At 68.6% G+C, this 23,764-nt stretch carries 20 protein-coding genes and 4 pseudogenes; 12 read left to right on the plus strand and 12 right to left on the minus strand.

Annotated elements, in window-relative coordinates:
* Nucleotides 1-11: 11 nt before the first annotated feature.
* Complete coding sequence (locus tag OHT57_RS01850) at nucleotides 12-1,022, minus strand: cellulase family glycosylhydrolase (protein ID WP_328744046.1); 1,011 nt, start codon at nucleotides 1,020-1,022, stop codon at nucleotides 12-14.
* 175 nt (nucleotides 1,023-1,197) lie between these two features.
* Between OHT57_RS01850 and OHT57_RS01855 the strand changes: the two genes are divergently transcribed.
* Both OHT57_RS01855 and OHT57_RS01860 read left to right on the plus strand, forming a co-directional pair.
* Nucleotides 1,198-1,536, plus strand: coding sequence for a hypothetical protein (locus OHT57_RS01855; RefSeq protein ID WP_328744047.1), 339 nt, complete (start codon nucleotides 1,198-1,200; stop codon nucleotides 1,534-1,536).
* A gap of 309 nt (nucleotides 1,537-1,845) precedes the next feature.
* Nucleotides 1,846-3,720: pseudogene (locus OHT57_RS01860) on the plus strand (DUF4158 domain-containing protein); the annotation flags it as partial.
* Nucleotides 3,721-3,856: 136 nt separating this feature from the next.
* Here the strand turns inward: OHT57_RS01860 and OHT57_RS01865 are convergent.
* Nucleotides 3,857-4,450 (minus strand): hypothetical protein, encoded by a 594-nt coding sequence (locus OHT57_RS01865; protein ID WP_328753089.1) that lies wholly within the window; start codon nucleotides 4,448-4,450, stop codon nucleotides 3,857-3,859.
* Nucleotides 4,451-4,606: 156 nt separating this feature from the next.
* Between OHT57_RS01865 and OHT57_RS01870 the strand changes: the two are divergent.
* Both OHT57_RS01870 and OHT57_RS01875 read left to right on the plus strand, forming a co-directional pair.
* Nucleotides 4,607-4,873 (plus strand): annotated as a pseudogene (locus OHT57_RS01870) (Tn3 family transposase); the annotation flags it as partial.
* 85 nt (nucleotides 4,874-4,958) lie between these two features.
* The gene (locus OHT57_RS01875; protein ID WP_267953763.1) at nucleotides 4,959-5,081 is read left to right on the plus strand and encodes a hypothetical protein; all 123 of its coding nucleotides are present in this window, start codon (nucleotides 4,959-4,961) and stop codon (nucleotides 5,079-5,081) included.
* Between the two features lie 118 nt (nucleotides 5,082-5,199).
* Here the strand turns inward: OHT57_RS01875 and OHT57_RS01880 are convergent, their stop codons facing one another.
* From OHT57_RS01880 to OHT57_RS01895, 4 genes are all read right to left on the minus strand, one after another.
* Complete coding sequence (locus tag OHT57_RS01880) at nucleotides 5,200-5,718, minus strand: hemerythrin domain-containing protein (protein ID WP_328744050.1); 519 nt, start codon at nucleotides 5,716-5,718, stop codon at nucleotides 5,200-5,202.
* A gap of 367 nt (nucleotides 5,719-6,085) precedes the next feature.
* A complete protein-coding gene (locus tag OHT57_RS01885) occupies nucleotides 6,086-6,739 on the minus strand; it encodes an FMN-dependent NADH-azoreductase (RefSeq protein WP_230193429.1) in 654 nt (217 codons plus the stop codon).
* 138 nt (nucleotides 6,740-6,877) lie between these two features.
* On the minus strand, nucleotides 6,878-7,249 hold the full coding sequence (locus OHT57_RS01890; RefSeq protein ID WP_057582123.1) for a DoxX family protein: 372 nt from the start codon (nucleotides 7,247-7,249) through the stop codon (nucleotides 6,878-6,880).
* Between the two features lie 263 nt (nucleotides 7,250-7,512).
* The gene (locus OHT57_RS01895; protein ID WP_319751767.1) at nucleotides 7,513-8,124 is read right to left on the minus strand and encodes an NADPH-dependent F420 reductase; all 612 of its coding nucleotides are present in this window, start codon (nucleotides 8,122-8,124) and stop codon (nucleotides 7,513-7,515) included.
* 184 nt (nucleotides 8,125-8,308) lie between these two features.
* Between OHT57_RS01895 and OHT57_RS01900 the strand changes: the two genes are divergently transcribed.
* Nucleotides 8,309-8,782 carry a MarR family winged helix-turn-helix transcriptional regulator gene (locus OHT57_RS01900; protein ID WP_057582258.1) on the plus strand — a complete coding sequence of 158 codons (474 nt, stop codon included), beginning with the start codon at nucleotides 8,309-8,311 and terminating at the stop codon, nucleotides 8,780-8,782.
* Nucleotides 8,783-9,059: 277 nt separating this feature from the next.
* Nucleotides 9,060-9,731 carry a recombinase family protein gene (locus tag OHT57_RS01905; protein WP_328642906.1) on the plus strand — a complete coding sequence of 224 codons (672 nt, stop codon included), beginning with the start codon at nucleotides 9,060-9,062 and terminating at the stop codon, nucleotides 9,729-9,731.
* Between the two features lie 1,373 nt (nucleotides 9,732-11,104).
* Here OHT57_RS01905 and OHT57_RS01910 read toward each other — a convergent pair.
* The 3 genes and pseudogenes from OHT57_RS01910 to OHT57_RS01920 form a co-directional block, all read right to left on the minus strand.
* Nucleotides 11,105-11,632, minus strand: a complete 528-nt coding sequence (locus OHT57_RS01910) for a mycothiol transferase (RefSeq protein WP_328744052.1) — start codon at nucleotides 11,630-11,632, stop codon at nucleotides 11,105-11,107.
* Nucleotides 11,633-11,811: 179 nt separating this feature from the next.
* Nucleotides 11,812-12,102, minus strand: a pseudogene (locus OHT57_RS01915) (RICIN domain-containing protein); the annotation flags it as partial.
* Nucleotides 12,103-12,273: 171 nt separating this feature from the next.
* On the minus strand, nucleotides 12,274-13,398 hold the full coding sequence (locus OHT57_RS01920; protein WP_328744053.1) for a helix-turn-helix domain-containing protein: 1,125 nt from the start codon (nucleotides 13,396-13,398) through the stop codon (nucleotides 12,274-12,276).
* Between the two features lie 439 nt (nucleotides 13,399-13,837).
* Between OHT57_RS01920 and OHT57_RS01925 the strand changes: the two genes are divergently transcribed.
* The 6 genes and pseudogenes from OHT57_RS01925 to OHT57_RS47350 all read left to right on the plus strand — a co-directional run bounded on the left by OHT57_RS01925 (nucleotide 13,838) and on the right by OHT57_RS47350 (nucleotide 19,476).
* Complete coding sequence (locus OHT57_RS01925) at nucleotides 13,838-16,732, plus strand: helix-turn-helix transcriptional regulator (protein WP_328744054.1); 2,895 nt, start codon at nucleotides 13,838-13,840, stop codon at nucleotides 16,730-16,732.
* A 368-nt stretch (nucleotides 16,733-17,100) separates the two neighbouring features.
* Nucleotides 17,101-17,934, plus strand: a complete 834-nt coding sequence (locus OHT57_RS01930) for an alpha/beta fold hydrolase (protein WP_328744055.1) — start codon at nucleotides 17,101-17,103, stop codon at nucleotides 17,932-17,934.
* A 22-nt stretch (nucleotides 17,935-17,956) separates the two neighbouring features.
* Nucleotides 17,957-18,520, plus strand: coding sequence for a TetR/AcrR family transcriptional regulator (locus OHT57_RS01935; protein ID WP_328753090.1), 564 nt, complete (start codon nucleotides 17,957-17,959; stop codon nucleotides 18,518-18,520).
* Nucleotides 18,521-18,593: 73 nt separating this feature from the next.
* Nucleotides 18,594-19,028, plus strand: a complete 435-nt coding sequence (locus OHT57_RS01940; RefSeq protein ID WP_328744056.1) for an SRPBCC domain-containing protein — start codon at nucleotides 18,594-18,596, stop codon at nucleotides 19,026-19,028.
* Between the two features lie 96 nt (nucleotides 19,029-19,124).
* A pseudogene (locus OHT57_RS47345) lies at nucleotides 19,125-19,253 on the plus strand (hypothetical protein); the annotation flags it as partial.
* Nucleotides 19,210-19,476 (plus strand): transposase, encoded by a 267-nt coding sequence (locus OHT57_RS47350; protein ID WP_443053412.1) that lies wholly within the window; start codon nucleotides 19,210-19,212, stop codon nucleotides 19,474-19,476. The pseudogene OHT57_RS47345 and the gene OHT57_RS47350, both read left to right, overlap by 44 nt.
* A 111-nt stretch (nucleotides 19,477-19,587) precedes the next feature.
* Here OHT57_RS47350 and OHT57_RS01950 read toward each other — a convergent pair whose 3' ends face one another.
* From OHT57_RS01950 to OHT57_RS01960, 3 genes are all read right to left on the minus strand, one after another.
* Nucleotides 19,588-21,471, minus strand: coding sequence for an ATP-binding cassette domain-containing protein (locus tag OHT57_RS01950; RefSeq protein WP_328753091.1), 1,884 nt, complete (start codon nucleotides 21,469-21,471; stop codon nucleotides 19,588-19,590).
* Nucleotides 21,472-21,742: 271 nt separating this feature from the next.
* Nucleotides 21,743-22,876 (minus strand): hypothetical protein, encoded by a 1,134-nt coding sequence (locus OHT57_RS01955; RefSeq protein ID WP_328744057.1) that lies wholly within the window; start codon nucleotides 22,874-22,876, stop codon nucleotides 21,743-21,745.
* A complete protein-coding gene (locus OHT57_RS01960) occupies nucleotides 22,860-23,690 on the minus strand; it encodes a thiopeptide-type bacteriocin biosynthesis protein (protein ID WP_328744058.1) in 831 nt (276 codons plus the stop codon). Before OHT57_RS01960 ends, OHT57_RS01955 begins: the two co-directional genes overlap by 17 nt.
* Between the last annotated feature and the right edge of the window lie 74 nt (nucleotides 23,691-23,764).

Consider the following 23,764-nt stretch of genomic DNA (forward strand, 5'->3'; position numbering starts at 1 on the left):
TGTCTGTCCGGTTACAGGCCCCAGCCCCAACGCAGTTGTGCCACGCCCGAGGAGTTGTTCACCGCAAGTCCGCTGCCGCTCTGCCGGGTGATCGAGTAGCTGTCGCCCGAGCGCAGGCCGGGCCAGTAGACGACGCCCATCTGACGGGACCTCGTCAAATCCGTGGTGGCGGCGAAGTACGCGGTGAAGGTGTTGCCGTCCTGGTTCCCGCCGTAGTAGTTCAGCCCGGTCGTCATCGGGGCACCGGCCTCGTCGATGATGGTGCGGGACGAGTACGAGCCGAGCCGGTTGCTCAGGTTGGTGGTCCACGCCGAGCGGGTCGTGTCCGAGGCCCAGTATCCGTAGAAGTGCAGCGACAGCAGTGTGCCGTTCAGGGCGCTGGCCGCCCCTACGCCCGTGACGTTGTCGTTGTAACCGGTGCCGCTGATGAGGACCCGCCCGCGGGGGGTGCTCGAATGCCGGGACAGCCACGACGAGCAGAGCGACACCCAGTCGTTCAGGCTGTAACCGAACGGCTCGTTCATCGGTTCGAAGTAGACGTTGCCGTTGCTGCCGTAGTCGCTGATGACCTTGTCCCACATGGTGTTCCACGCGTTCATGTCATCGACTTTGCCGTCTTTGTTCGCTTCCCAGTAGCCGAAGATGACCTTCATGCCGTGGGACAGGGCCGAGTCCGCGGCGCCCTTGTACCGCCCCCACCAGTCCGAGTTGACGCTCTGCGGGTTGATCGGCAGGCGCACGGTGTTCGCGCCGAGCTGCTGCTGGAAGCCGCTGATGATGCCATCGGCCTTGGAGCGGACGCTGTCGTAGCTGTCCCCGGCCGCGAGGCCGGTCGGGATCACCCAGCCGTCCACGTAATTGTCGCGGCCGTCCGCCCAGTTGACTCCGTGGAAGGAGTTGGTGGCGGCGGATGCGCCATGAGAAACCGTCAGCAGTGGCGCGAGGAGTGCTGCGATCAGGAAGGCGCGCAGACGGGCGCGAAGGCGAAGGCGAAGGCGAAGGCGAAGGCGAAGGCGATTCACACGAACTCCATTGTTCGATTGCTCGATGTTTACGTAAACACCTGTCCCGGCGTGGGGGTACCGAGTCGAAGACAGGGAGGTTTCTGAATGCTGATCCTCCATCGAATCAGTGTCAAGGGCCTGTCAGGAGGCGTATCCCGTGTAACAACGGCGGGTCGGGGCGGGCGACCAACGGGTGCTCACCGAGGTGGACCCCGAACGCCTTGCCTGGGACAGGCAACACCCGACCTGGCCGACCTGGCCGACCAACAAGCCGGTGTTCACCGGCGGCCAGGTCCCGCAAGAAGTTCACTGGGACAGCGGCCACCTCGCAGAGCCAGTCCGCGTCGCCTCCAAGAAGGCCGGCACGCCGCCGCTCCACCGAGCGGACTCCTTCACCAGACCCGCCAGCACCCTGCACATCGACAACTACCTCCAGACGCACCTGCGGTTCCCCCCAGCACGACATCGGGATGACGAGGGCTATCACCGCATTGCCTCCAATCACGCGCTGGGCGCAACCGGGAGGCACTGAGGCAGGCGCGGCAGGGGCCAGGCCGGATCCCATCGCCAGCCAGACCACGCGGCGAGGTCCGCGAACAGCCCGGAGCGTTCTTGGATCATCGCGAGGACCTGAGTGCGGGCGCCGTCCACGGCCCGGTGCTCGGTGTCGGTGACGATGCCGAGCCGCCGTACATGCGCGTACTCCGGCCTTGGGGACCAGCGGAACAGCCAGTAACGCTAAGCACTTGATCTCGGGCTTCTAGCACGGGTGATCGGTGTCGTGCGGGGGTTCGGCGGAAGGTCCCCGACCGCTGGTTGGGGGATGGCTATGGTCCGCCGCATGCCGGTGGAATTTCTGACTGATGAGCAGGCTGAGGCGTATGGGAAGTTCGCCGAGGAGCCGACGAAGCCTGAGCTGGAGCGGTTCTTCTTCCTTGATGACGAGGACCTGAAGCTGATCGCGAAGCGGCGCGGGGACCACAACCGTCTCGGCTTCGCGCTCCAGATGTGCACGGTGCGGTACATCGGGCTGTTCCTGGAGGACCCCCTCGCGGTGCCGTGGCCGGTCGTCGAGCATCTGGCCGAGCAGCTGGGGATCGGGGATGCCTCCCAGATCAAGCGGTATACCGAGCGCAGGCCGACGCCGTACGAGCACGCGTGGGAGATACGTGACGCGTACGGCTATCACCAGTACGAGGACCACGACCAGGGCCGGAAGCTCAGGGCCTTCCTGCACGGCCGGGCGTGGACGGCGCACGCGGAGGGGCCGAAGGCTTTGTTCGATCACGCGGTGGGCTGGCTGCGCCGCAACCGGGTGCTGCTGCCGGGAGTGAGTGTGCTGGCCCGGCAGGTCGCCGAGGTCCGCGGCGTCGCGGACAAGCGGCTGCACGCCACGGTCGCCAGGGCGGCCCGGCGGGCGGACCCGGCTCTGCCCGGCGACCTGGTTGCCACGCTGAAGACGCCGGAGGGCAAACGGCATTCGGAGCTGGAGCGGATGCGCCGGCCGCCGACGCGGACCACCGGCACCGCGATGAAGGCCGCGTTGCAGCGGGTCGAGGACATCGCCGCCTTCCAGTTGGGCCGTCTCAGGCTGGAGCAGGTTCCGCCGAACCGGCTGTCCGCGCTGGCCCGGTACGGGCTGGGCACCAAGGCGCCGAAGCTGGAGCGGACCCCGGAGCCCAAGCGCACGGCGATGCTCACCGCGGTGATGCGCCACTTGGAGGCGAAGGCGATCGACGACGCGCTGGACCTTTTCGAGATCCTGATGGCCACCCGGCTGATCAGCTCCGCGAGGCGGTCCACGGACAAGCAGCGCCTGTCCACGCTGCCGCAGTTGGAGAAGGCGGCACGGATCACCGCCCGGGTCTCGAAGGTGATCATCGAGGAGCTGGAGCTCATCGAGGCGAGCGGCTGCGATGTCGACGTGGCCGGGCTGTGGCGGGCCTTGGAGGAGGTCGCGCCTCGGGCCGCGCTCTCCAGCGCGGCGGCCACGGTGGTGAGCCTGGTGCCGGAGGACGACGGCACGGCGGAGACCGCGCTGCGTGGGGCGCTGGCGCTGCGCTACAACACCGTCAAGCCGTTCCTGTCGCTGCTGGGTGAGTCGAAGGCGCTGGACGCGGCGCCCGCCGGCAGACGGATCCTCACCGGGGTGCAGCGGCTCCCGGCTCTCTCCCGGCGGAAGGCGGGCGAGAAGCCGCTGCTGCCGCGCGAGGTCGACGACAAGCTGGTGCCGGCGCACTGGCGCAAGACCGTGTACGCGAACGCGGAGCTGCCGCAGGGGGCGGTGGACCGGGATGCGTACGTGGTGTGTGTGCTGGAGCAGCTGTTCGGCGCGCTGAGGCGCCGCGACATCTTCGCCTCGCCCTCGCACCGCTGGTCCGACCCGCGAGCCCGGCTGCTTCAGGGCAAGGGGTGGGAGGCGGTGCGCGAGGACGTCCTGGCCGGCCTGAGCCTGGCCGAGGACGCCGAACAGCACCTTCGGGAACTGGTCGCCGTGCTGGACGCGACGTGGAAGCAGATGGCCGAGCGCCTTCAGGAGGCGGGCTCCGACGCGAAGATCAGTATCGAGGTGCAGCCAAACGGCCGGGCGAAGCTGAACGTGGAGAAGCTCCATGCGCTCGGTGAGCCGAAGTCACTGAAGTGGCTGCGCGAGCGTGTCGAGAAGATGCTTCCGAAGATCGACCTGCCGGACCTGCTGTTCGAGGTGTACTCATGGCATGTCCGCCCGCCACGCGACCGTGCACCTTGGGATGCCCGACTTCCGCACCAGTGCCGGCCGGCTCCCGCCGAACTCCGGCAGTGACTGACGACCATCGCGCCACCGACCGCCTCGCACAGGATCACGCAGTGATTCAGCTGTGAGGCGGCAAAACCTCGATGACCGTGGCCGTGCCGGCAACAGGCCGGGCCTCGTGCATCGTGATCACGTCACCGCACTTCAGATGCCTCCACTGCTCGGGGCTCAGAGGGGCCAGCCGAACGTCGGCGGTCTCTCCCGGACCGATCTCCTCCGCGAACTCCACCCACACCCGTGCGACGCTCAGCTCTCGTTCTCCATCGGTGGTGCGGTTGCCGATGTCCCACATCGGTCTGAGTCGGCCGTCCCCGGCAAAGGCACTCCGGCGTCCGCCCTTCTTTGCCTCTGGGAGACTCAGTGTCGCCCTGACCGTGCCGTGCCGGACTTCCCAGCCCCGCCACTCACACCAGCGCCGGCTGCGGTCGAGCATCATCTGCCGGGCGGCCTCGGCGAGAAGCTCCCAGAAGTCCAGGGAGATCGGATGAACATCTCCGAACTCGGTGAGAAGGCCGAGCACCATCTCCCACTCCTGGCGCCTGATGTCCTCGCGAACATCCCCGACCGTCACGCCGTTCTCTGTCATGGCATCCTCGGGCAACAGGTCAACGGCATGCCGAAGGAGTGTGAACGCGTCATCCATGAGCCGGATTCTCCCCGGCCTTGGGCACCTTGTCTCAGCCGAGCACCAGGACCCACCGGCGCGACACGCCCGGATGCTCCTGGGTGCGAAGATTTCCGCCCACTACTTTCGGCAACTCGGCTGCGGTCCGGCCCACCAGGCCGTCAGCTGGGCTAGTTCGGATAAGACCAACTCGGGTCGCTGGGGCTCGTGCTGAACGCCGTGGTCCTGTGGACGACGCGCTACATCGACGCCGCCGTCGCCCAGCTCCGCGCGGAGGGCTACGAGATCCGCGACGAGGACGTCGCCCGGCTCTCCCCGCTCAAGCACAAGAATCTGAACGTCCTGGGCCGGTACAACTTCACCGCCTCCCAGCCGGTGAAGGGGCTGCGGCCCCTGCGCGACCCGGATGCTGTCGACCTCGACGATGACGACGACGGCCAGGAGGAGTGAGCGCCGCATCCGCCGTCCGGGGCGGGTCGTTGTACTTCGAGAAGGCCACCGCCGACCGGCGGGGCAGTGAGAAGGGGGCGCCGGTATGACCGTGACCGACTCGTACGACGAGATGAGGGAGCACCTGCGGGAGGCCAACGAGCGGTTCGCCGCCGACCGCAGGGACGCGCCGATGACCATCCGCTTCGAACCCATCGAGGTGACCTGACCTGCACGAAGCCTCTATTTTCGTGTCAGAGTCAAGCTCAGCGTCCAGCTTCAAAGCCTCCATGGCGCGGCGGCACGGCCGTCCGCGGCTCCAACCTCACGCTCCCGGCCAGGACAGCTCAGGCGTGCCAGTCGTGGTCCATCCGCAGGAAGTACGGGAAGAGGGTGCGCTCCTCGAAGTCGAGATGTGCCTGGAGGTGGTCGGAAAGCGCGACGATCTGTTCCAGCACCACGTGGACGGAGCGTTCGTCCTTGGGGTTCAGATGCCGCGCGTCGGCGCGGATGCTCACGATCATCTGTTTGACCTCCTCATGCTCGCGCCGGAGCCGCCCGATCTGATCGGTGAGCTCGGGGAACCGGTGCTGCATGACCGGCAGCATCCGAGCGTCCTCGATCGTGTGGTGGGCGTCCAGGTGGGCGCAGAAATGCTGGCAGCCCACCTTGAGCTGCCAGGTGAGGTCCGCGACAGTCAGACCGCCGAGCAGCTCCTCGATGTCCTCTGCGCGTGTGGTCGCCGCATCGAGCACCTCAAGCCCCTTGCGCAGGGCGGCGACGTCGCTGCGCAGCGGCGCATGCGCCATCAGCAGCTGCTGCACCATCTGGCGGCCGGCGACAGTTCCCGCCTGCGGCTGTGTCATCGTCGATGCTCCTTTGCGACTGCCTCGCGCACGGCGGGCGCGACCTTCTCGATGATGGGGCGCAGCGCGGACTCGTCGACCGGGCCGCTGAAGATGTAGCCGTTCATGCCGTGCTCGACCGGCCAGCTCGTCAGCAGGTCGACCCGCTGCGTAGTCGAACGGTCACCGACCAGGTTGTAGACCCGGTTGGTCCGGCTCGGGTCCCGCCCGGCAGCGCCGGCCGCCTCGTCGATTCGCCGGTTCGCGTCGTCCAGCTCCTCCGGGGCGAGAAATTCCTACGAGGGCAGCCAACTGCCTGTCCCCGCTGGAGTTCGCCCACGGCGGCCGTGAAGCGTGCTTCACGGCCGCCGTCCGGAGGGCGCTGTTTCTAGGCGGCGATGCGGTGGGCTATCGCCTTGGCCGTGGAGGCTGCGTCGTCCAGTGCCTGCTGGCGGGAGGCTTCGAAGAGGGGGATCAGCTGGGACATCGCCGGGTTGTGTACGGCCATCGTGAGTTCCGGGACGATGAAGTTCACGTCCAGGGCGAGCGCGTCGGCCAGAACGGCCGTGAGGTAGTTCTGCACGTATTCGTAGCCCTCGCGGGGCGTGCCCGGGGCGTAGGAGCCGCCGCGGCTGGCGACGACGGTGACGGGGGTGCCCTTGAGCCTGGAGCTTTCCACGCCGGCGGTGCGGCCGACGAGGACGATGTTGTCGAGCCACGCCTTGAGGGTCGAGGGAATCGAGTAGTTGTACATCGGAGCGCCGATCAGTATGGCGTCGGCGTTCTCCAGCTCGTCGATCAGCGTCAGCCGGTGGGCGAGGGCGGCGGCCTGGGCGGGGGTGTGCGTGGCCGGGTCGGTCTGGCCGGCGGTGTGGGCGTCGGCGGTGAGGTGCGGTACGGGGTTCGTGGCGAGGTCACGGTAGATGACCGTGCCCTCGGGGTGGTGCTCCTGCCAGGTCCGGCGGAAGGCGGCGGTCACGGCGCGGGAGGAGGAGGCGTCGCCGGAAAACAGCGAGGAATCGAGGTGCAGAAGAGTGGTCATGGGATGTTCCTCAGGTGTAGCAGTGGTCGGGAATGCGGATGATCGGTGGCGGTCCGCGTGGCGAGGGCGGTCTCGCGATCACCCGGCCGGGTTTGCCGGGCGGAAGGTGAGCTGTGGCGCCTCGGATTCAGGCGCTGGTCAGGAGGCGAGGACGAGCGTGGCGGCGGCAGCGATCGCGATGACGGTGAGGATGATGGGTGCCATCGCGTTGCCGCGGGTCTCGGGGTTGGCGTAGTCGCCGGACTTGGCGTGGAAGCCGACGGCTCCGACGAGCAGGACTGCGAATCCCAGGGCGGCGGCAACGCCGATGGGCTGCCAGAAGAGACCGGCGATGAGCCCTGCGGCTGCGGCCAGCTCGGCCAGCCCGATGAACCGGACCAGCGGGGCGCTGAAGCCTCCGGGAGACTGCAACTGGGCTGGAATGCTGCCCTTGAGCAGGGCTTTCGGTAGTCCGGCGGCCAGCCCGACAACGGCGAGCAGAACGCTCAGTACGGCGGCGAAGACAAACACGGGTCATGCCTTTCTGGAGAGTGATTCGGACCGCCCGAGCTGTGAGGGAGCGGCATCCGTGGAGGATGGGTGTGCCAGGGGTTTTGCTGTTCACGCGTGAGCGTTGCTGAAGTGCGGTCTCATCGATGGAGAGCGCTGCTGCGCGGCAACCCGGCCGCGGGCCGGGCGCCGGCCGCCGCGGTCCGGCCGGTGACGGCAGACGCTGAGGCGGGACGGCTCGTCGGCGCCGGCCGCACCGCCTGTGGAAGGCGGAATGCGGCCGATCAGGTGAGGGGCTGTTCGGTGAAGTTCCTGAGCACCAGTGCGCCGGGAACCTCGATGAGGCGTCCGCCTTCGTCGATCCTGCCGAGTTCCACCGGCGACAGGCCGAGCGTGCGGGCGAGCTCGGCGATCTGGGAGCTGGCCTCCCCGGAGTCGCTGGAGACGAAGACCACGCGCTTGCCCTGGCCGGAGGGCACTTCGGCGGCGAGCGTCTGGGCGGGAAGGTGGTTGAAGCCCTTCACGATCTGGGCGCCGGGCAGGACCTCGGCCGCGTACTGCGAGGAGAGCCGACCCTTGAGGACGTCGCCCGCGTTGGGCGCGTAGTGCGCGTTGGTGGTGTCGACGACGATCTTCCCGTTCCAGTCGGGCAGGGCGTTGCCGAACGTCTCGACTGCGCCGAACGGGATGGCCATGAAGATGACGTCGCTCGCCAGTGCCTCGGTGAGCGTCACGGCCCGGACCGTGGAACCCCAGGAGGCGGCGAGTTCGCTGATCGAGCCCGGTCCGCGGGTGTTGGCGATGCTGACCTCGACTCCGGCCCGGGCGAAGACGCGCGCCAGCGCCGAACCGATGTTTCCGGTGCCCACGATGGCGTAGCGGGTGTCTGCAGACATGAGTGCTCCCTGTTCCAGTAATTGCTGAAGGCTGTCGAGGCGGCAGAGCAGCTTCGACGTCCGGCCTGTCGTCGCCGCGTTTCTGTAGGCGGCTCCGACCTCCGCAAGTCCATTTGGTTGAGGTGTTAACCAAACCGTACGACGGACTGGTTAACATGTCAACCAAAGCAGTAGGATGGGCTTCATGGACGAACCGCGATGGCTGGACGAGCGTGAACAGCGGGCTTGGCGCAGCCTCATGAAGATGCAGGCCGGCCTGTCCGAATACATCGAGCGGCAGCTGCGCACCCACAGCGGGCTGTCCACCGCCGACTACCAGGTGCTGGCACACCTGTCCGAGGCGCCCGAGGGACGCCTGCGGTCGTTCGCACTCGGAGATGCGCTGCAATGGGAGAAGAGCCGTCTGTCGCAGCATCTGACCCGCATGCAGAACCGCAACCTCATCCGCCGCGAGCGATGCGCGACCGACCAGCGAGGGGCCGTCGTGGTCATCACCGAACAGGGCCGCACCCTCGTCGAGGCAGCCGCCCCGCTCCACCTGGCCGACGTGCGCAATGTGCTGATCGACCACGTGACCCCTGCGCAGATGGACCTGCTGATCGAATTGGGAGACCAGGTGGAGGCGCAACTCGCCGAGATCGATCAGAAACCGGGATGACCCCTTGCGTCCCCGCCGGGCTGCCGCCGACCGTGCCGTCAGAGTCTCGCCCGGGGTGCTGATGAGGGCCCGGCATCGCACCAACCGCCCTTACTGCGACACTCCCATCCAACAAAGAAGACGATGCGGGTCGACGAGCCTCGCCTTCAAAAAACGAACGTTTTCTGAAGATCGCCATTTCAAGATCGAAAAGAACCGAGAGCCCTTCAAAAACCCCTTCAAAAACTTCAGTGCTTCAAGAACCCCGAACCACCGTTTTCTGACATGATCCGGGGTCATGAGTGACCCCCTGGAGCCGTCCGGCCATCCCGAATTCCTCGTCGCCGAGCCGCTCGTCCGCACCGAGATCAAGATCGGGTACGCGAGGGTGTCGAGCGGCGGGCAGAAGCTCGACCGGCAGATCGATGCCCTCACCTCTGCCGGATGCCGGAAGATCTTCTCGGACAAGAAGTCCGGCAAGAACGCGCTCCGCCCGGAGCTGAAGGCGTGCCACGCCTTCCTCGATGCCGGCGACACCCTCGTGGTCCCCTCGCTCGACCGCTACGGCCGCAGCCTCCAGGACCTCATCAACATGGTCGCCGAACTCCGGACGCGCGGGATCGGCTTCACCTCGCTGCACGAGAACCTCGACACCACCACCCCCGGCGGCCGGCTCGTCTTCCACGTCTTCGCCGCTCTGGCGGAGTTCATCCGCGAACTCATCGTCCAGGGCACCCGCGAGGGCCTGGCCGCCGCCCGCGCCCGCGGCCGGGTCGGCGGGCGCCCCACCGTCGCTACCGAGGAAGTCATCCGCGCCGCCCGCGACCTGCTGCCCGACCCCGGCCGCTCCATCACCTCGATCGCCAAAATGCTGGGCATCTCCCCGGGCACCCTCTACAACCACATCCCCGACCTCCAAGACCTGCGCGCCTCCGCCGTCCCCCACCAGCTCGACGCTGCGGAACGGTGACCCCACGTGCCGCTCCGTCCCTAGAACCGCGAGCGTTGTCCCGCCGACTGGCCGGACATCTCCAACGCCATCAACGAACGCGCCGGCTGGCGGTGCGAGTGTGAAGGCGAGTGCGGACGCGGCAGTCACCCCGGCCGGTGTCCCAACCGGCACGGACAGCCCGTGTACGGCACCGGTTCGCGGGTCATCCTGACGACGAGAGCGCGCACCTCGACCACACGCCGGAGAACTGTCACCCGGCCAACCTCAAAGCCATGCCAGGGCTGCCACCTGCACTACGACCGTAACCACCACACCCGCACCCGGGCCCAGACCCGGCATACCGCGCTCGAAACCGGCGGGCAGCTGACGTTCGAGTTGTAGGCGAACGCAGCAAGATCAAGTGCTTAGCGTTACTGGCTGTTCCGCTGGTCCCCAAGGCCGTACTCGTCTTCTGGAAGGCGTGATGCTGAACCATGCAGCCGACGGCTTCCACAGGACCAGCTCCGTCTTCTGTCACCGGCTGTCCTCGAGCTCCCACTCCCCCACTGCCAGCGCGTCGAACGCCTACACACGCACAGGACGCTCGCCGTCCGTACGGGCCTTGGCGTAGAGGGCGGCCATCCAAGCCGCGTGCTGACGGATGCGGACCAAGTCATCGGGAAAGTAACTCTCCCAGCCCTCGTCCAAGCGCATCCAGGCCACCGGCTGCCCAGCCTCCGCGACGAACGGGGGCGCCACATCAACGACCGCGGCATACGACAGGCTGAGCGTGACCGGCCAGTCCGGCGGACGTGACCGGCTCGTGATGCGGGTGGTCGGGCAGTTCAGTTTACGTAGTAGCCGCCAGGACCGGCAGCGGCATCCCGTGGCCCGCTGCACCGTCGACAGCAAGACGAAACGCGAGCATCCGTTGCCTCAAACGCTACGTCATCCGCGAGGGCTGCCACCCGCTTCGGCCGGCCCCACGGAGAGCCTCTGCGGCAAGTGCTTGGCAGATTGAGGAATGCTTCCAAGCCGCCAAGGGCAAGTCGGACTCGACCATTGCCAGGTCAGGCACTGGACCTCATGACACCGGCACGTCACGCTCGCCATGCTTGCCCTGGCCATCCTGACCGCCGTCGCCGCCAGCTCGGCCCCTGAGCGACCCGCCCAAAGAACCCGCCTCACCTGCGGTCACTCCCTGATCAGACTCACCGTCCCGGAGATCCGACACCTACTCGCCGCCGTCCTCAACCCACCAGCCGTGACAGCAACCAGGCTGCTGCACGGGCCAACCTGGCGCCGACAACACCAGGCAACAGCCCGCCGCAGCCACTACCGCCGACTTGACCCTCACGGACCGACGGGATAGAACACGAAACCTGATCAGCGCGGAGTCAGACCGGCGATTCTCAGGTCAGGACCAGCCAGCGGCGGCCGTCGATCAGCTCCCGGGCTGCATCGAGGTGGCCCGCATGGCACGCAGTCTCGGTGATGACATGCAGCAGGACGTCGCGCAGCGTGTGTAGGTGCGGTTCACCGAACAGGTCGTGGGGCCACCAGGCCAATGCGGCGTCGGCAGGGGCGGCAGTGATGACGGCATCGGCGAGTTCTGCCTCCCGCCGATATTGGTCGAGCACGTCGATGGCCGGCACTTCCGGGGCCACCTTCCACGCTTCGTCGCCGCTCGTAAGACCGTGGATGACCTCCTGATCCCCGGCGACGACCGCGCGGAACCAGAACCGCTCAACATCGAGCGCCAGGTGCTGGACCAGCCCCAGGCAGTGCCATCCGGAAGGCAGCACGGGCCGTCGAAGATCCTTTGCGTCGAGCCCGTCGAGGATACCGAGAACGTGGCGTCGCTGTCCGTGCAGGATCCGAAGAAGCGCCCGTACCTCACTACCTGGAGTGGTGTCGCTAAAATTTTCGGTCACGATCACCCAGGTTCCCCGAATCTCTGCGGCCGCGCAGGGAGTTGTCCAATATCCGGGACACGCACCCGACCGAAGACCGGGCGGGACCGTGAGGCAGGCAGCCACTGGAGTCACCTTCCGCTCCAGGGTCAAGTCGCGAGAAGGCTTGCCCCGACCCGCGAGAGGCCGGCCACCTCCATCAGCTAGCCGCTGTTGACGTTCTTGATCTTGTAGTAGCCGTCGCCGGTCGAGATGAAGGTCCATTTCTGGGCCGAGTTGTTCAGCCACGGCCACTGCTGGACGTTGCTGCCGTTGGCGGTGCCGAAGTTGTAGACGTCGGCGACCTCCCCGCTGTTGCGGTTCACCAGGCGGTAGACGGTCGTGTTCCCCGGGAGGACGGAGGACACCAGGACGGGCTTGGCACTCCTTCCGCCGATCTTCACACCGCCGATGTTCGCGTAACCGCCGGTACCGGCGTTGACCTGGATGCGTACGAACGGCGTTCCCGTCATCGCATGGCCCGCGCCCTCCACGGCATGGAGGTGCGGGGATGCGCGAGCTGGAAGGCCGCCGTTCCCTCAGGACGCCGTGCGGGGTGGGGGCTTGGCGTCGGACCGGCGGCGTCTACGTCCGGCGGCGCCGGCCGTCTCCCGCGCGGCCCGGTGCGTTCAGCGTTCGCCGGGCCGCACGGCACACAGGGAGTGGGCCGCGAGAGCACAGCCCAGCGTGGTGAGCCCGTTCGGATCGTTCAGGTCCTGGCCGGTGAGGTCCTCGATACGTAGGCACAGCCGGTCCATGACGCAGCGGTCGACGTTGAGCCGACGCGCCGCCCTCGACCGGTCACCGCCCGCGGTAATCAACGTTTCGAGGGTCCGGAGCAGGGTCGGCTGGGACAGAACCGGGTCGATCATGACGACCAGGCGGCCCACGGCCGACGGTGTCGTCACCGCCGTGTACTCGACCACCAGGTCGCGCGGTCGGTACACACCGGGGTCGTAGAGGGCGGCGGCGATGGTGAGAAGGATGTCGGCCCGCTGCCGGCACGCCGGGAGATCGCGCACGCTCCCCCGCTCGACCACCAGCCATCCGGCGCCGCCGAGTTCGGCGCGCACCCGCTCCGCGGTCGCCGACGCGGTCCACGGCTCGTACTCCGGTATCACCACGTGACCGCCGCCGCGGCCGAGCAGGCACAGCGTCCCGGGCCCCCCGTGACGTTGGAAGGCCTCCTCGACGTCCGCCGGCGCGGCACCGGACAGTCGTACCGCCACCAAGGTGTACGCGTCGGCGAGCGCGTGCACCGTCGGTCCGTGCGAACCGCCGCTGCCGAGCAGGGCGCTGAGGACCTCGTGCTCGGTGCGCCGTCGTGCCCCGAAAGCGGTGACACTGTCCCGCGCCCGCTCGTACTCGAACACAACCGCGGCGATGATCCTTGCTCCGACGACCGTCGCCCGCCGGGCGGAGCCGTCCGTCCTGTCGCTCCCCGGCGCGGCGCGCCTGGACACCTCACCGAGGATGTCGTCCGTGGCCTCGTACACCGCCTGGAGGAGCTGGTCGAGGTCCGCTTCACGGCGAGCCCACTGCCGGGCCACCCACTGCGCGGTGCGCAGCGCCCGAAGCTCCCAGTCGCGTTCGTCCTCGAAGGCGTCGAAATAGACGGGAAGAAACTCCGTGCTCAGTGCACGCCGTAGAGCCGCGGGCTGCGTCGGCAGGCCTCCGACGCGTATCCGGATGGAGTTGAGCCGGGCGGCGGCCCCTCTGGTCCCGAACTGGTCGGGGGGCGGCTGCAGCGGCATTTCTCCTCCAACGGTCGCCGACCGGCACCGGCCCGGTCATGCGTCACCTTTCCCCCAGCGTGGCAAGGAAGATCGCGCGTCGCATCGCGGGAAACCCTCAACTCTCCTGCTCCCGCTGGTGAACGCGCACGTGAGGGTCCCTCGGGTACGGCGTGGACCGCTCGCCGCCGTACGCCCGGGAACGGCTGGTGAGGGATTCCCCTCACCACCGACGGAGGCCGGGCGAACCAGTCGCCCCCCGGCGGTGTCACGCGTCACAGCAGCGAATATGTCAGCGGGGACTTCGATCGGATAATGTGCCAGATCGGATATGTTGCGATCGAGGCGAACGCGCTGAGCTGACTGCCGCGAGCGGAGCGACCGGCCACGTCGGCCCCACTACGACACTGCGCTCCCTCGCTGGGTGAGTAGCGCCCCACAGCATTCGCACCCCACCGGCATGACAGGCAGAGACGGCATGCGACGCATCCCGGACCCTCGCGGCGAATTCACCGTCGTCGATGACACCCTCACCCTGCTGCGGGCCGGCCGCGGGTCCGGGCTGCTGATCACCGGGGCTCCGGGAGCCGGGCGTTCCACACTCGCCGCGAACGTCAGGGAGCGGGCACGTGACAGCGCGGCGTGCGCCTGGGTCGCGCCCGCCGACGACTCCTTTCCCACCTGGCTCGCCGCTTGGCAGAGTCTGGCCCTCCAGTTGGCCGCGGACAGGCCGGGAGGTCCCGCGGACAGACTCGCCATGTGGATGACGGCCCAGCACACCGTCGGCGACCGCCAACTCGCCGAACGCGTGACCGCCGCGTTGGCGGAGGAGAGCGCGGCAGGGCCGATCGCCCTGTTCCTCGATGACGCCCACCGGGCCGAGGCGGTGTCCGCGTCTGTCGTGGACCGGCTGCTGGACGTCGCGGGGCATCGCCCCGTGCTGATCGCCGTCACCGCGGAGACCCGGACCGCCAACGCGCGGACGGCCTTGTGGCACCGATGGCGCGACCACCCGGTCACCAGGCTGGTCGAGTTGGGCCCGCTCGGGGAGTCCGACATCCAGACGCTCATCCGGCGGACCGCACCCACCGCGCTGCCCCCGCGTACCGAGCGCGAGATAGTCCGGATCGCCCGGGGCAACCCCCGGCTGGCCCGTGAACTGACCACGCGGGAAGCCCTGGCACACAATTCGACGCGCATGCCCTCCGCGGGGCGTCTGCCGACGGACGGCCTGGCACGGCGCGTGGTGATCGAGTGCGAGCACGAGGCGGTTCTCGCCACGCTCGCCGCCGCCGGACGTGCCGTGTCGCGGTCGTTGCTGGCCCGGGCGGTGGTGGATTCTGCGGAGACGGTGTCCGAGGTCCTCAACCGCGCCGTGCACGCCGGGATCGTCACGGTCGCGGAAGGTGCGGGCGGGCAGGCAGTGCGGTTCAGTCACTCCCTCTTCGCGGAACTGGCCCTGAGCCTGCCCGGCCCGGAACGCATGGCGCGGGTCCGCGCCTCCCTGGCCCAGGCACTGACCGAGGCGGCCTCGGACGACCTGGCGGACTGGACACCACCGGAGATCGCCTCCCACCTCATCGGTGTCGGGGATCTCTCGGCCGCCGCTGTGGACTGGTGCCTGCGGGCGGCTCTGTGGTGCGAATCCGAGGGGAAGCCGCGCGAAGCGGTCGACTTCGCGACCTACGGCCTGCTGGGTGCCCCCGGGCACGGGAGCCGGTGCTCGCAGCTGAGGGTTCTCGGCAGGTGTGCGGACCGGACCGGGGATCACCTGACGGCCGTCAGGGCGCTGTCCGACGCCGTGGCGGCAGCCGACGCCCTGGCCGACAGCGAGCAGTTCGCCGAAGCGGTGGCGGACCTCGCCGCCGCCCACAGGGGCGCGAAGGTGCCGGACGCGACCGGCACGGACCTGGCCCCGCTGCTTCGCACTGCGATGAGCAGGACCTCCACGGACAGCCCCGCGACAGCCGCTCGCCTGCGCGCCCTGACAGCAGAAACGCTTCACTTCGAGGACTTCCCGACCGCCCTCGCCCTCGCCGACGAGGCGGCCCGCACGGTGGTGGGGCACCGCGACGCGTGCGGCCCCGTGGCGGCGCACGTGTTGGCGACCGGGGCGTGGATCCACGGCAATCCGCAAGGCTGGGACCGAGCGCTGCTCCTCGCCCGCCAGGCACCGACCGCGGACTCGGCACCGGCCCTCAGACGGATGATCCCCGCCACGACCGGTCTGTGTCTCGCTCGGGGTGACGCGACGGAACTGGCCGCGCTTGAAGGCGAGTTCGAAACCCTCCTGCAAGCGGTCCCCGACGTGCGGGCCCGCGGCGAGTTCGACCTGTTGCGGGCCACCCGTGCCCTGCTCTCCGGCAAACAGGAAACGTTGATACGAGCACTGCGTGCCCTGCCGCCTCCCCTGTGTGAGGAAGAGCGCATCATGCCCGCGGCCATGGTGATGACCTGGACCGCTCACACCGGTCGCCGGCTCGACGTCGAACCGGCGACAGTCCGCGCTCCCGAGGGTCTGGCCCCACCGCTGGCCGCGCTGTGGGCGAGCACGGAAGCAGTGCTGGCGGCATCGGCGGGTGATCGACGGTCCCTGTCCGAAATGACCGCGCTCGCCCGTGACTTCCGCCTGGCCGGTCCTGCCAGGCCAGGACCGACCTGGTCCCAGGAGATGGCCGTACGAGCCCAAGTGGCCTCCCTGGCAGGGGACATGGCACTGTGCCTGAGCGTGTCGGAGGCCCTGCGCCCGTACACCGACGAGTTCGCCGTGTTCGCCTCCTACCTTCCCATCGCCCCGGTCGGCTGGCTCGTCGCCGAACCCCTGCGGTACCTCGGGGACTTTCCGGCCGCCCACGACGCGAACCTGAACGCGGAGCGAGTGAGCCGCAGACTCAGGGCGCGCTGGTGGATCGCCCGATGTCTCCTCCAGCGAGCCCGCCTGTTCGACGACCGGGACCAGGTCGAGGCGCACCGCGCGCTCGACGAGGCGATCGAGATCGCCCGCGAACTCGACTCGGCCCAACTGTTCGAGGAGGCCACGAGGCTGCGCCGCCGTACCCGGGAGGACCGCGAGAACGACAGCAGTATCGTCGCCATTCACCGCGAACAACACGGTCACCAGATCCCCGTGCCGATCCCCAGGGTGCCGGGCGCGAACCATCTCACGGCCCGTGAACGGGACGTGTTCCGTCTCGCCGCGACCGGCATGCGCAACAGGGACATCGCCGCAACCCTGCATCTCAGCGTGTCGACCGTCGAGCGCCACTGCACAAGCGTCTACCGAAAGCTGGACGTGCGGAACAGGGCCCAGGCTCTGGGCGTCCTGGTCGGCGGCCAGAGCCTGACGGAAAGCTGAGCGACGGCCGACGCCCCCTGCGTCTGCTTGCACACGGCCTGCCCCCCTCAGCGCGACTGATCATCCCGATACCGACGGTCCGCAGTCCCGCCAGGAGTTGGCGCGGCGCTCGAAACCGGCTTCATCGGCGCACCACCACCCCGCTCCCGCTGGTCCCATTCCGGCCGTGCCGGTGCTGGCCGGCGCCCGTCCCGTGTGCGGGTGGTGCGCAACATCCACGCCCCTGTGCGGGGTGGCGTAGCCCGTGGCCTTCATGTGCGGCACAGCTTTGCCCGCAGCTCCATCGATGGGTTGACTCCTAGGCTAAGTCTGATAGCTTTTAGCTAATACAGTTAGCCAACGGGCCGCCAGGCCACATGGAGGTAGTCGTGACCGAGTTCCTGAACGTCGACGGTGGCACCATCGCGTACGAGCTGAGCGGCGTCGCCGGGCCGCTGGTGGTGGTTTCCCACGGCATGGGCGACAGTCGCGAGGCCTACCGGTTCCTCACCCCCGCCCTGGTGGAAGCCGGGTACCGGGTCGTCGCGGTGGACCTGCGCGGCCACGGTGAGTCCAGCGTCGGATGGGCGTCCTACACCCGCACCGACCTCGCGGGTGACCTGATCGCCCTGGTGAAGCACCTCGGTGAGCCGGCGGTGCTCATAGGCCACTCCATCGCCGGCGGTGCCGTCACGATCGCCGCGGCGAAGGCACCGGAGCTCATCACCGCGGTGGTCGAGCTCGCACCTTTCACCCGCAAGCAGCAGCTCCGACTCGGTGACCTGCGAGTGGCCGGCTACCGCCGCGGTCTGACCCATCTCATGGGCACCACCATCCTGGGCAGCACCCGGCAGTGGGCCAAGTACCTGGACGTCGCCTACCCCGGCTCCAAGCCCGCGGACTTCGACACGCGCACGGGGCAGATCACCGCGATGCTTCAGGAGCCCGGCCGAATGAAGGTCCTGCAGGCGATGGGCAAGATCTCCCCCGCCGATGCCGGTGAGCAGCTGGCCAACGTCACCTGCCCGGTCCTCATCGTGCAGGGCACCCTCGACCCCGACTGGGCCTCGCCGCAGGCCGAGGGCGAGGCGATCGTCGCCGACCTGCCGTCCGGTCTGGGCCGGCTGGAGATGATCGAGGGCGCCGGTCACTACCCGCACGTCCAGTTCCCCCAGCAGACCCTCGCCGCGGTCCTTGCCTTCCTGGCCGGTGTCGGTGCCTAGGGCGGGCCTGGACGCGGCCACGATCGTCGCCGCCGCCGCGGCACTCGCCGACGAGATCGGCTTCAGTGAGCTGACCATGGGCCGGCTGGCCGGGCGCCTCGGGGTGCGCGCCCCGTCGCTCTACAAGCACATCGCCAGCCAGGACGACCTCCACCGGCGGATCGCGGCGCTCGCCTTCGACGAGGCCGGCGCCGCGATCGGCACGGCCATCCAGGGCCGTGCCGGGCGCGACGCCCTCGCCGCGGCGGCCGGCGCGCTCCGCGACTTCGTGCTCACCCACCCCGGCCGCTACGCGGCCACCCTCGGCCTTACACCAACCGGTCCCGACGACCCGATCATGCTCGCCGGCAGACGAGGAATCGGCCCCTTCGAAGCCGTGCTGCGGGGATACGACATCGCCCCGCAGGACATGACCCACGCGCTGCGGGCAGTACGCAGCGTCTTCCACGGCTTCGCCCACCTGCAGGTATCCGGCGGGTTCCAGTGGTCCACCGACATCGGCGAAAGCTTCGAATATCTCGTCGCCCTCGTCGACCGCGGCCTTCGCGCCTCCTCGGACACAGACCGCGCCGACCATCACACGTAGGACCATACGCTCGCCGGACCGCCGCCCCTCTCCCCCGCCCCCGCCCCCGCCCCCGCCAGAAATGGAACCCGTCATGGACGCAGTGCTCACCGCCGTCATAGACATCGACGCCACGCCGGAAGAAGTGTGGAATGTCCTCACCGACTTCGCGTCCTACGGCGAGTGGAGCAACTTCACCGCAGCCGAGGGAAGCGCTCACGTGGGAACCAAGCTCACCATGCGGATGCCGGGCATGACCTTCAGGCCCACGGTCACCGTCGCGACACCCGGCCAGGAACTGCGGTGGGCCGGCACGCTCGGCACGAAGCGCCTCTTCCACGGCCAGCACTCCTTCGTCCTTGCCCCCAACGGCGACGGCACCACCCGCCTGACCAACCGCGAGGAATTCTCCGGAGCCCTGACCACCCTGACCCGGCGGTTCCTCAAGACGCCCAAGGACGACGGGTACGCCGCGTTCAACCAGGGCCTCAAGCAACGAGTGGAAGGCCTCACCGACAGCACACGCTGACGACGCCCTCACCTGCCGGCACGACACGATCCCGCAGCAGCGGGTCCCACTGGGCGACCCGCTACAACTGCGCCGACGGCACTCCCGCCCGTCCAGATCACCCGGCAGTCCTGCGCTCGCGGCAGTACCGGAGCCGACGCGGTCCTCTCAGGACTCGGCGCTCGATCGGGCGCCGAAGCCAGTGTCGCTTCGCAAAGAACCCAAGCCATCGTCCAGGCCATACACGAGACCGCCGTACGACGCATCATCGCCGTCAGCGCGGCATCGGTCGGCACCGTCCCTCAAGGGCGTCAGCTACCACCACCTTCGCGCGGAGTGCACCGGCCGGATCAACCGGATCGGCACGGGATCCGTCTTCTGGTCCCCCTCCTGCTTCGCGGGGTCCTGCGGCGGCGCACCACTGAGCATCGTCCATGACTACATCGAGAGCCAGAAACGCCCGGCCTGACCGTCACCACACAGACGGAGCGATCTCCGACGCTTCGTGCCTCCGAGCCGAGGATCGCATTCCTGCCCGGACTGAAGGCCGGGATTCCACGCGATACACAAGGGATGGACGTCACCGGTCCTTGGCCAGGGCGACGAGTTCGGCGAACAGCCCTCCGGCGTATTCAAGGTCCTCGTACCTGCCCTGCTCGACTACTCGGCCCTTGTCCATGACGAGGATGCGGTCGGCGAGCCGCGTGTTCTCGAGTTGGTGGGTGACGACGATCGTCATGCGCTCGGCGGCGATCCGCTTGATCTCCAGGAAGATGGCGTGCTCGCCGCGGGCATCCATCTGCGAGGTCGGCTCATCCAAGATCAGGAGCGGGGTCTGCCGGTAGAGCGCGCGGCCGCACACGAGTCGCTGCCACTGCCCTCCGGACAACTCGGCGCCACCGAACAGCTCCTTGGCGAGGAGGGTGTCGAGCTGGTGGGGCAGCTTCTCGATCGCTTCCCGCATACCGACGGCGTCGACGACGTCCCACACCGGCCCGTCGTCGTGCGTCTTGGGCTGGCCGAGGGTGATGTTCTCGCGGGCGCGCAGGGGCCAGCACGCGAACCCCTGCGGGACGAGCGCGGTGCGCTTCCACACAGTGTCGGGGGCGGCCTGGGCAAGGTCGATGCCGTCCCACAGAACACGGCCCTTGTCGGCGAGGAGAATGCCGGTGAGGAGCTTGGCCAGGGTTGACTTGCCCGAGCCGTTCTCACCGACGATCGCCAGGATCTCACCGCGGCGGAGCGTGAGCGAGACCCCCGCGACGGCTGCTTCCTCCTTGCCGGGGTACTGGTACACGACCTCGTCGAGGCGGATCTCGTCCACGCGTTCCGGGATGGTCAATTCCCCTCGCTTGGGGGCGCGTTCGGTGGCCATGTCGAGGAAGGACCTCATGTCGGCCAGGTAGAGCGAGGTGTGGAACATCGCGGCGCCGTGGATGACGAACTGGGAGAGCGAGGCCAGTGTGGTCTGGACGGCGACCAGGGCGGTGGCCGCGACGGGCAGGGCGACCCGGCCGGTGGTGGCCAGCCAGGCGAGGGTGGCCCAGGTACCCAGCTGGAAGATCCCGCCCAGGGCGCTGGTGGCCAGGACGATGCGGAGCATCCGCGGGGCTGCGGTCACGGTGCGCTCATCGATCCGGTCGGACAGGGCGCGGTACCAGTAGATGAGGTAGTCGGTCATGCCGTTGGCGCGGACCTCGTCGCCGTAGCGGGAGTAGGTGGCCCACCAGCGCATCATGGAGCGCACATTGCGGTCGCCGACGTTGAGGTAGTGGGTCTCGTAGTCCACGCGTGCGGACAGCACTGCTCCGGCGCCGGCCGGGAGCACGGCCAGCAGGAGAAGCGGCAGCATCAGCGGGTGCAGTGCGGTGATGACCCCGCTCGCGGCGATCATGCGGATCAGGGCGGACATGAACCGCTGGGCGTCCTGCACCATCATCCGGGTCCGGGTGACGCCGACTTCGGCGGCCTCCTGCCGGTCGGCGAATCCGTCCTCGCCGTACGCGGCTGACTCCACGCGGCACACGGCGGCGACGAGGGCGACGTCCGCCTCGGTCATCAGCAGAGGTGTGATCCGTCCGTCGGCGTACGAGGACAGGGCTCCGCTGATGCGGCCGATGCCCGCAGCTGTCGTCACCACCACCAGGGCGGGCAGTGCGGCGTGCAGACGTCCGGAAACCGTCCCGGTGGCGAGGAGATGGATCATCGCCTGGGCGGTGAAGGCGAGGACGACGGCGGCCGCGATGCCGACGAGCAACTGGCAGGCCAGGAGCAGCACGACGCCGGTCCTGTCGACGGCCCACGCCATCCGCGCGGTGTGCCCGAGCACCGAGGGAAGACGTCGGCACATCGCTCCGAAACTGGCGTCCGCCAGTGGGTTCTTCCCGTACTTGCCCTCGAAGGTGATGGCGGCCGGGGGTGGAGGGGGCGGCGTCTCCTCGTTTGCAGTCGAGGCGTCAGTCACAGTCACCTGTATCCCTCCTTGGGGGCTGTGCCGCACCTGGATGGCTCGGCAGTGCACGGCATAACGACGCACCACGGCATTCGAACGCGCTCGATTCCGGACGCGCCGGAGCCCTTGAAACGCAAGGGGTGAACCTGTGACCGCCGTGCCGGGGCGGCCCAGGGCCGGTGCAGTTATGACCGAATCGCCGATGCCTGTGGCGCCTGTGACGCATGAGGTTTCGGACCGTGATCGGCTCGCGATGGCGCCAAGGGACCTCGACAAACCAAGATCATTCTTGCCCAATTGGGCAAGAATGATCTTGGAGAGCAACGCTTTCCCGGATGGTGTGATCGCTGGTACGCACCGCATGGTCCAGTTGGTCACGCACCTCATCGGGGATGCTTCCTGCTCCGAGTGCGCAGGCGGTGAGGAGAGTTCGGCAGTCCTGTGCCTCTCGATCGGTGGCGAGGGCGGCACACAGGGGGTGTGCCAGGATCTCTCGCGCGGCATAGCCGTCGGAGGTCTTGATCGCCCTTCGGTGCAACTCCTCGACCACGAGGCGTGCTTCAGGCCCTTCGGGCAAGGTGAACAGGTCCAGCGTGGCGAGCCCGAGCCGCGTGTTGAACACGGTCAGGTCGTCCCCGTCCAGAGCCCCGAGGTGCTTGGTCACCAGGTTCTGCAGGGTGTGTTGCCAAGGCAGTCCTGCGGTTCGGCGGCACACGATGCTCAGGCAGTCGGTCACGGCGACTTCCCAAGGTTCACCAGGCTTCGTGTCGGCCAGGAGGCTGTCAGCACGGACGGTGTCTCCGACGGTGAGAGCGGCGAGGACGGCGACCTGGCGGCCGTCGAGCATGCGCTGTCCGACTCCGTGGTGTGCTTCGACGTGGGCGAGTGCTTCAGTCCAGCGGCCGGCAGTGGTCAGCGCGCGCGTTCCGTCAGCGAGTAGAACTCGCCATAGCCAGGCGCGGACCTCTTGGCGGTCTCTGGCTGTTGAGGTGAGGCCGGATGGCACGGCCACGTCCTCGAACAAGGTGGTAGGGGTGTTGGTGCTGACCGCATCGAACAACTGGAGGAGCGTACGGCGGCCGTCGTCGTAGTGCCCGGCGCGGATGGCGAGGCGAGCGAGGTTGACGATGGGTTCTAAGGCTCGGATCGCGGCCTTACCGGGCAAGGGAGCGGCCTCTAGGTAAGCGGCTGCGTGCTGGTGGCACAGCGTGTGGGCCATGTCCGGCACACCGGCGTCGGAGGCGATCAGCGCGGCCTGGTTGTAGACCGTGGAGGCCATGCTCGCATCGCCCGTCTTTGCCGCGCTGTCGGCGAGTTCGACGAGCGCACGAACACCCTGGGGCAGGGGGAGGCAGGCCGGGCGGGGGCGAGCGATGAGGGGGAAGCGCCGGGCCAGGGCGTCAGGGATTATCCACACGGTCCGCGACGCTCCTTCCCGTGGTGGGGTCCGGGCCGAAGACAACGGCTTTCGCGGCGGCGGCGAGGGCGGCCTGGGTGGCGTAAGGCAGGCCGATGCGGTTCCAGGCAAACAGCACGTGATGGGCGAGCACGTCACGCAGCCCGCGGTGAAGCAACCCCAGCTCCATGAGGTGGGCCAGATCCCGCCCGGCGTCGCGATAGGCGCGGGCCCAGTCCGCAAGGTGAGCCAGCGGCCCGCCGGTACGCATCAACTCGTCCCCGTTCACGGAGATCAACCGGTGTACGGCAGCTTGGAGTTGCTCGCGCCTCTCCGGTGTGGCACCTGGGGGCGTCTCGCGGTGGGCGCCCACGCGGGCCCAGACGTCGCCTTGTTCGTACCAGTCCAGCCCGGCGGAGCGCATCAGGATGCTGCACAGCATCAGGGACGTCTCGCGCCGGTGCAGGCCGCCCTTGCGCTGAAGGTGTTCGAGCAGACTGCGGCTGTCGCGGTGAAAAAGGCGGTGCGCGCTGGCCATGGCTTCGGTGCCACCGAAGGCATGCTCTTCGGGTTCGTAGACGATCTCCGTCCACGCTGTGATGGCCCTCTCGGCAATCAGCGTGTCGAGACTCTGGGCTATGTGCTCTGCTCCTCCGGCGGCGGGCAGGTAGCGCACCCGCCAGCACGGGTGCTTGCGGATGATGAACCACCGGGCCAGGGCGCCTTCGTCCTCGCCCACGCGCAGTATGGGGGCGAGTCGGGACACGGCGATGGTCTCGGCGTTCTCCCATTCCGGGAACACTAGATTGGCCTGGCACCAGGCCGGCAGAGTCATCGGGGGCCTCCGCGGTGGTCGAGTGCGAGATGCCGGCGTTCGCCGTTGCGGCCGCCGTCACCGTCGATGTTCCA

Source organism: Streptomyces sp. NBC_00285, from assembly GCF_036174265.1.
Taxonomy (GTDB): Bacteria; Actinomycetota; Actinomycetes; order Streptomycetales; family Streptomycetaceae; genus Streptomyces.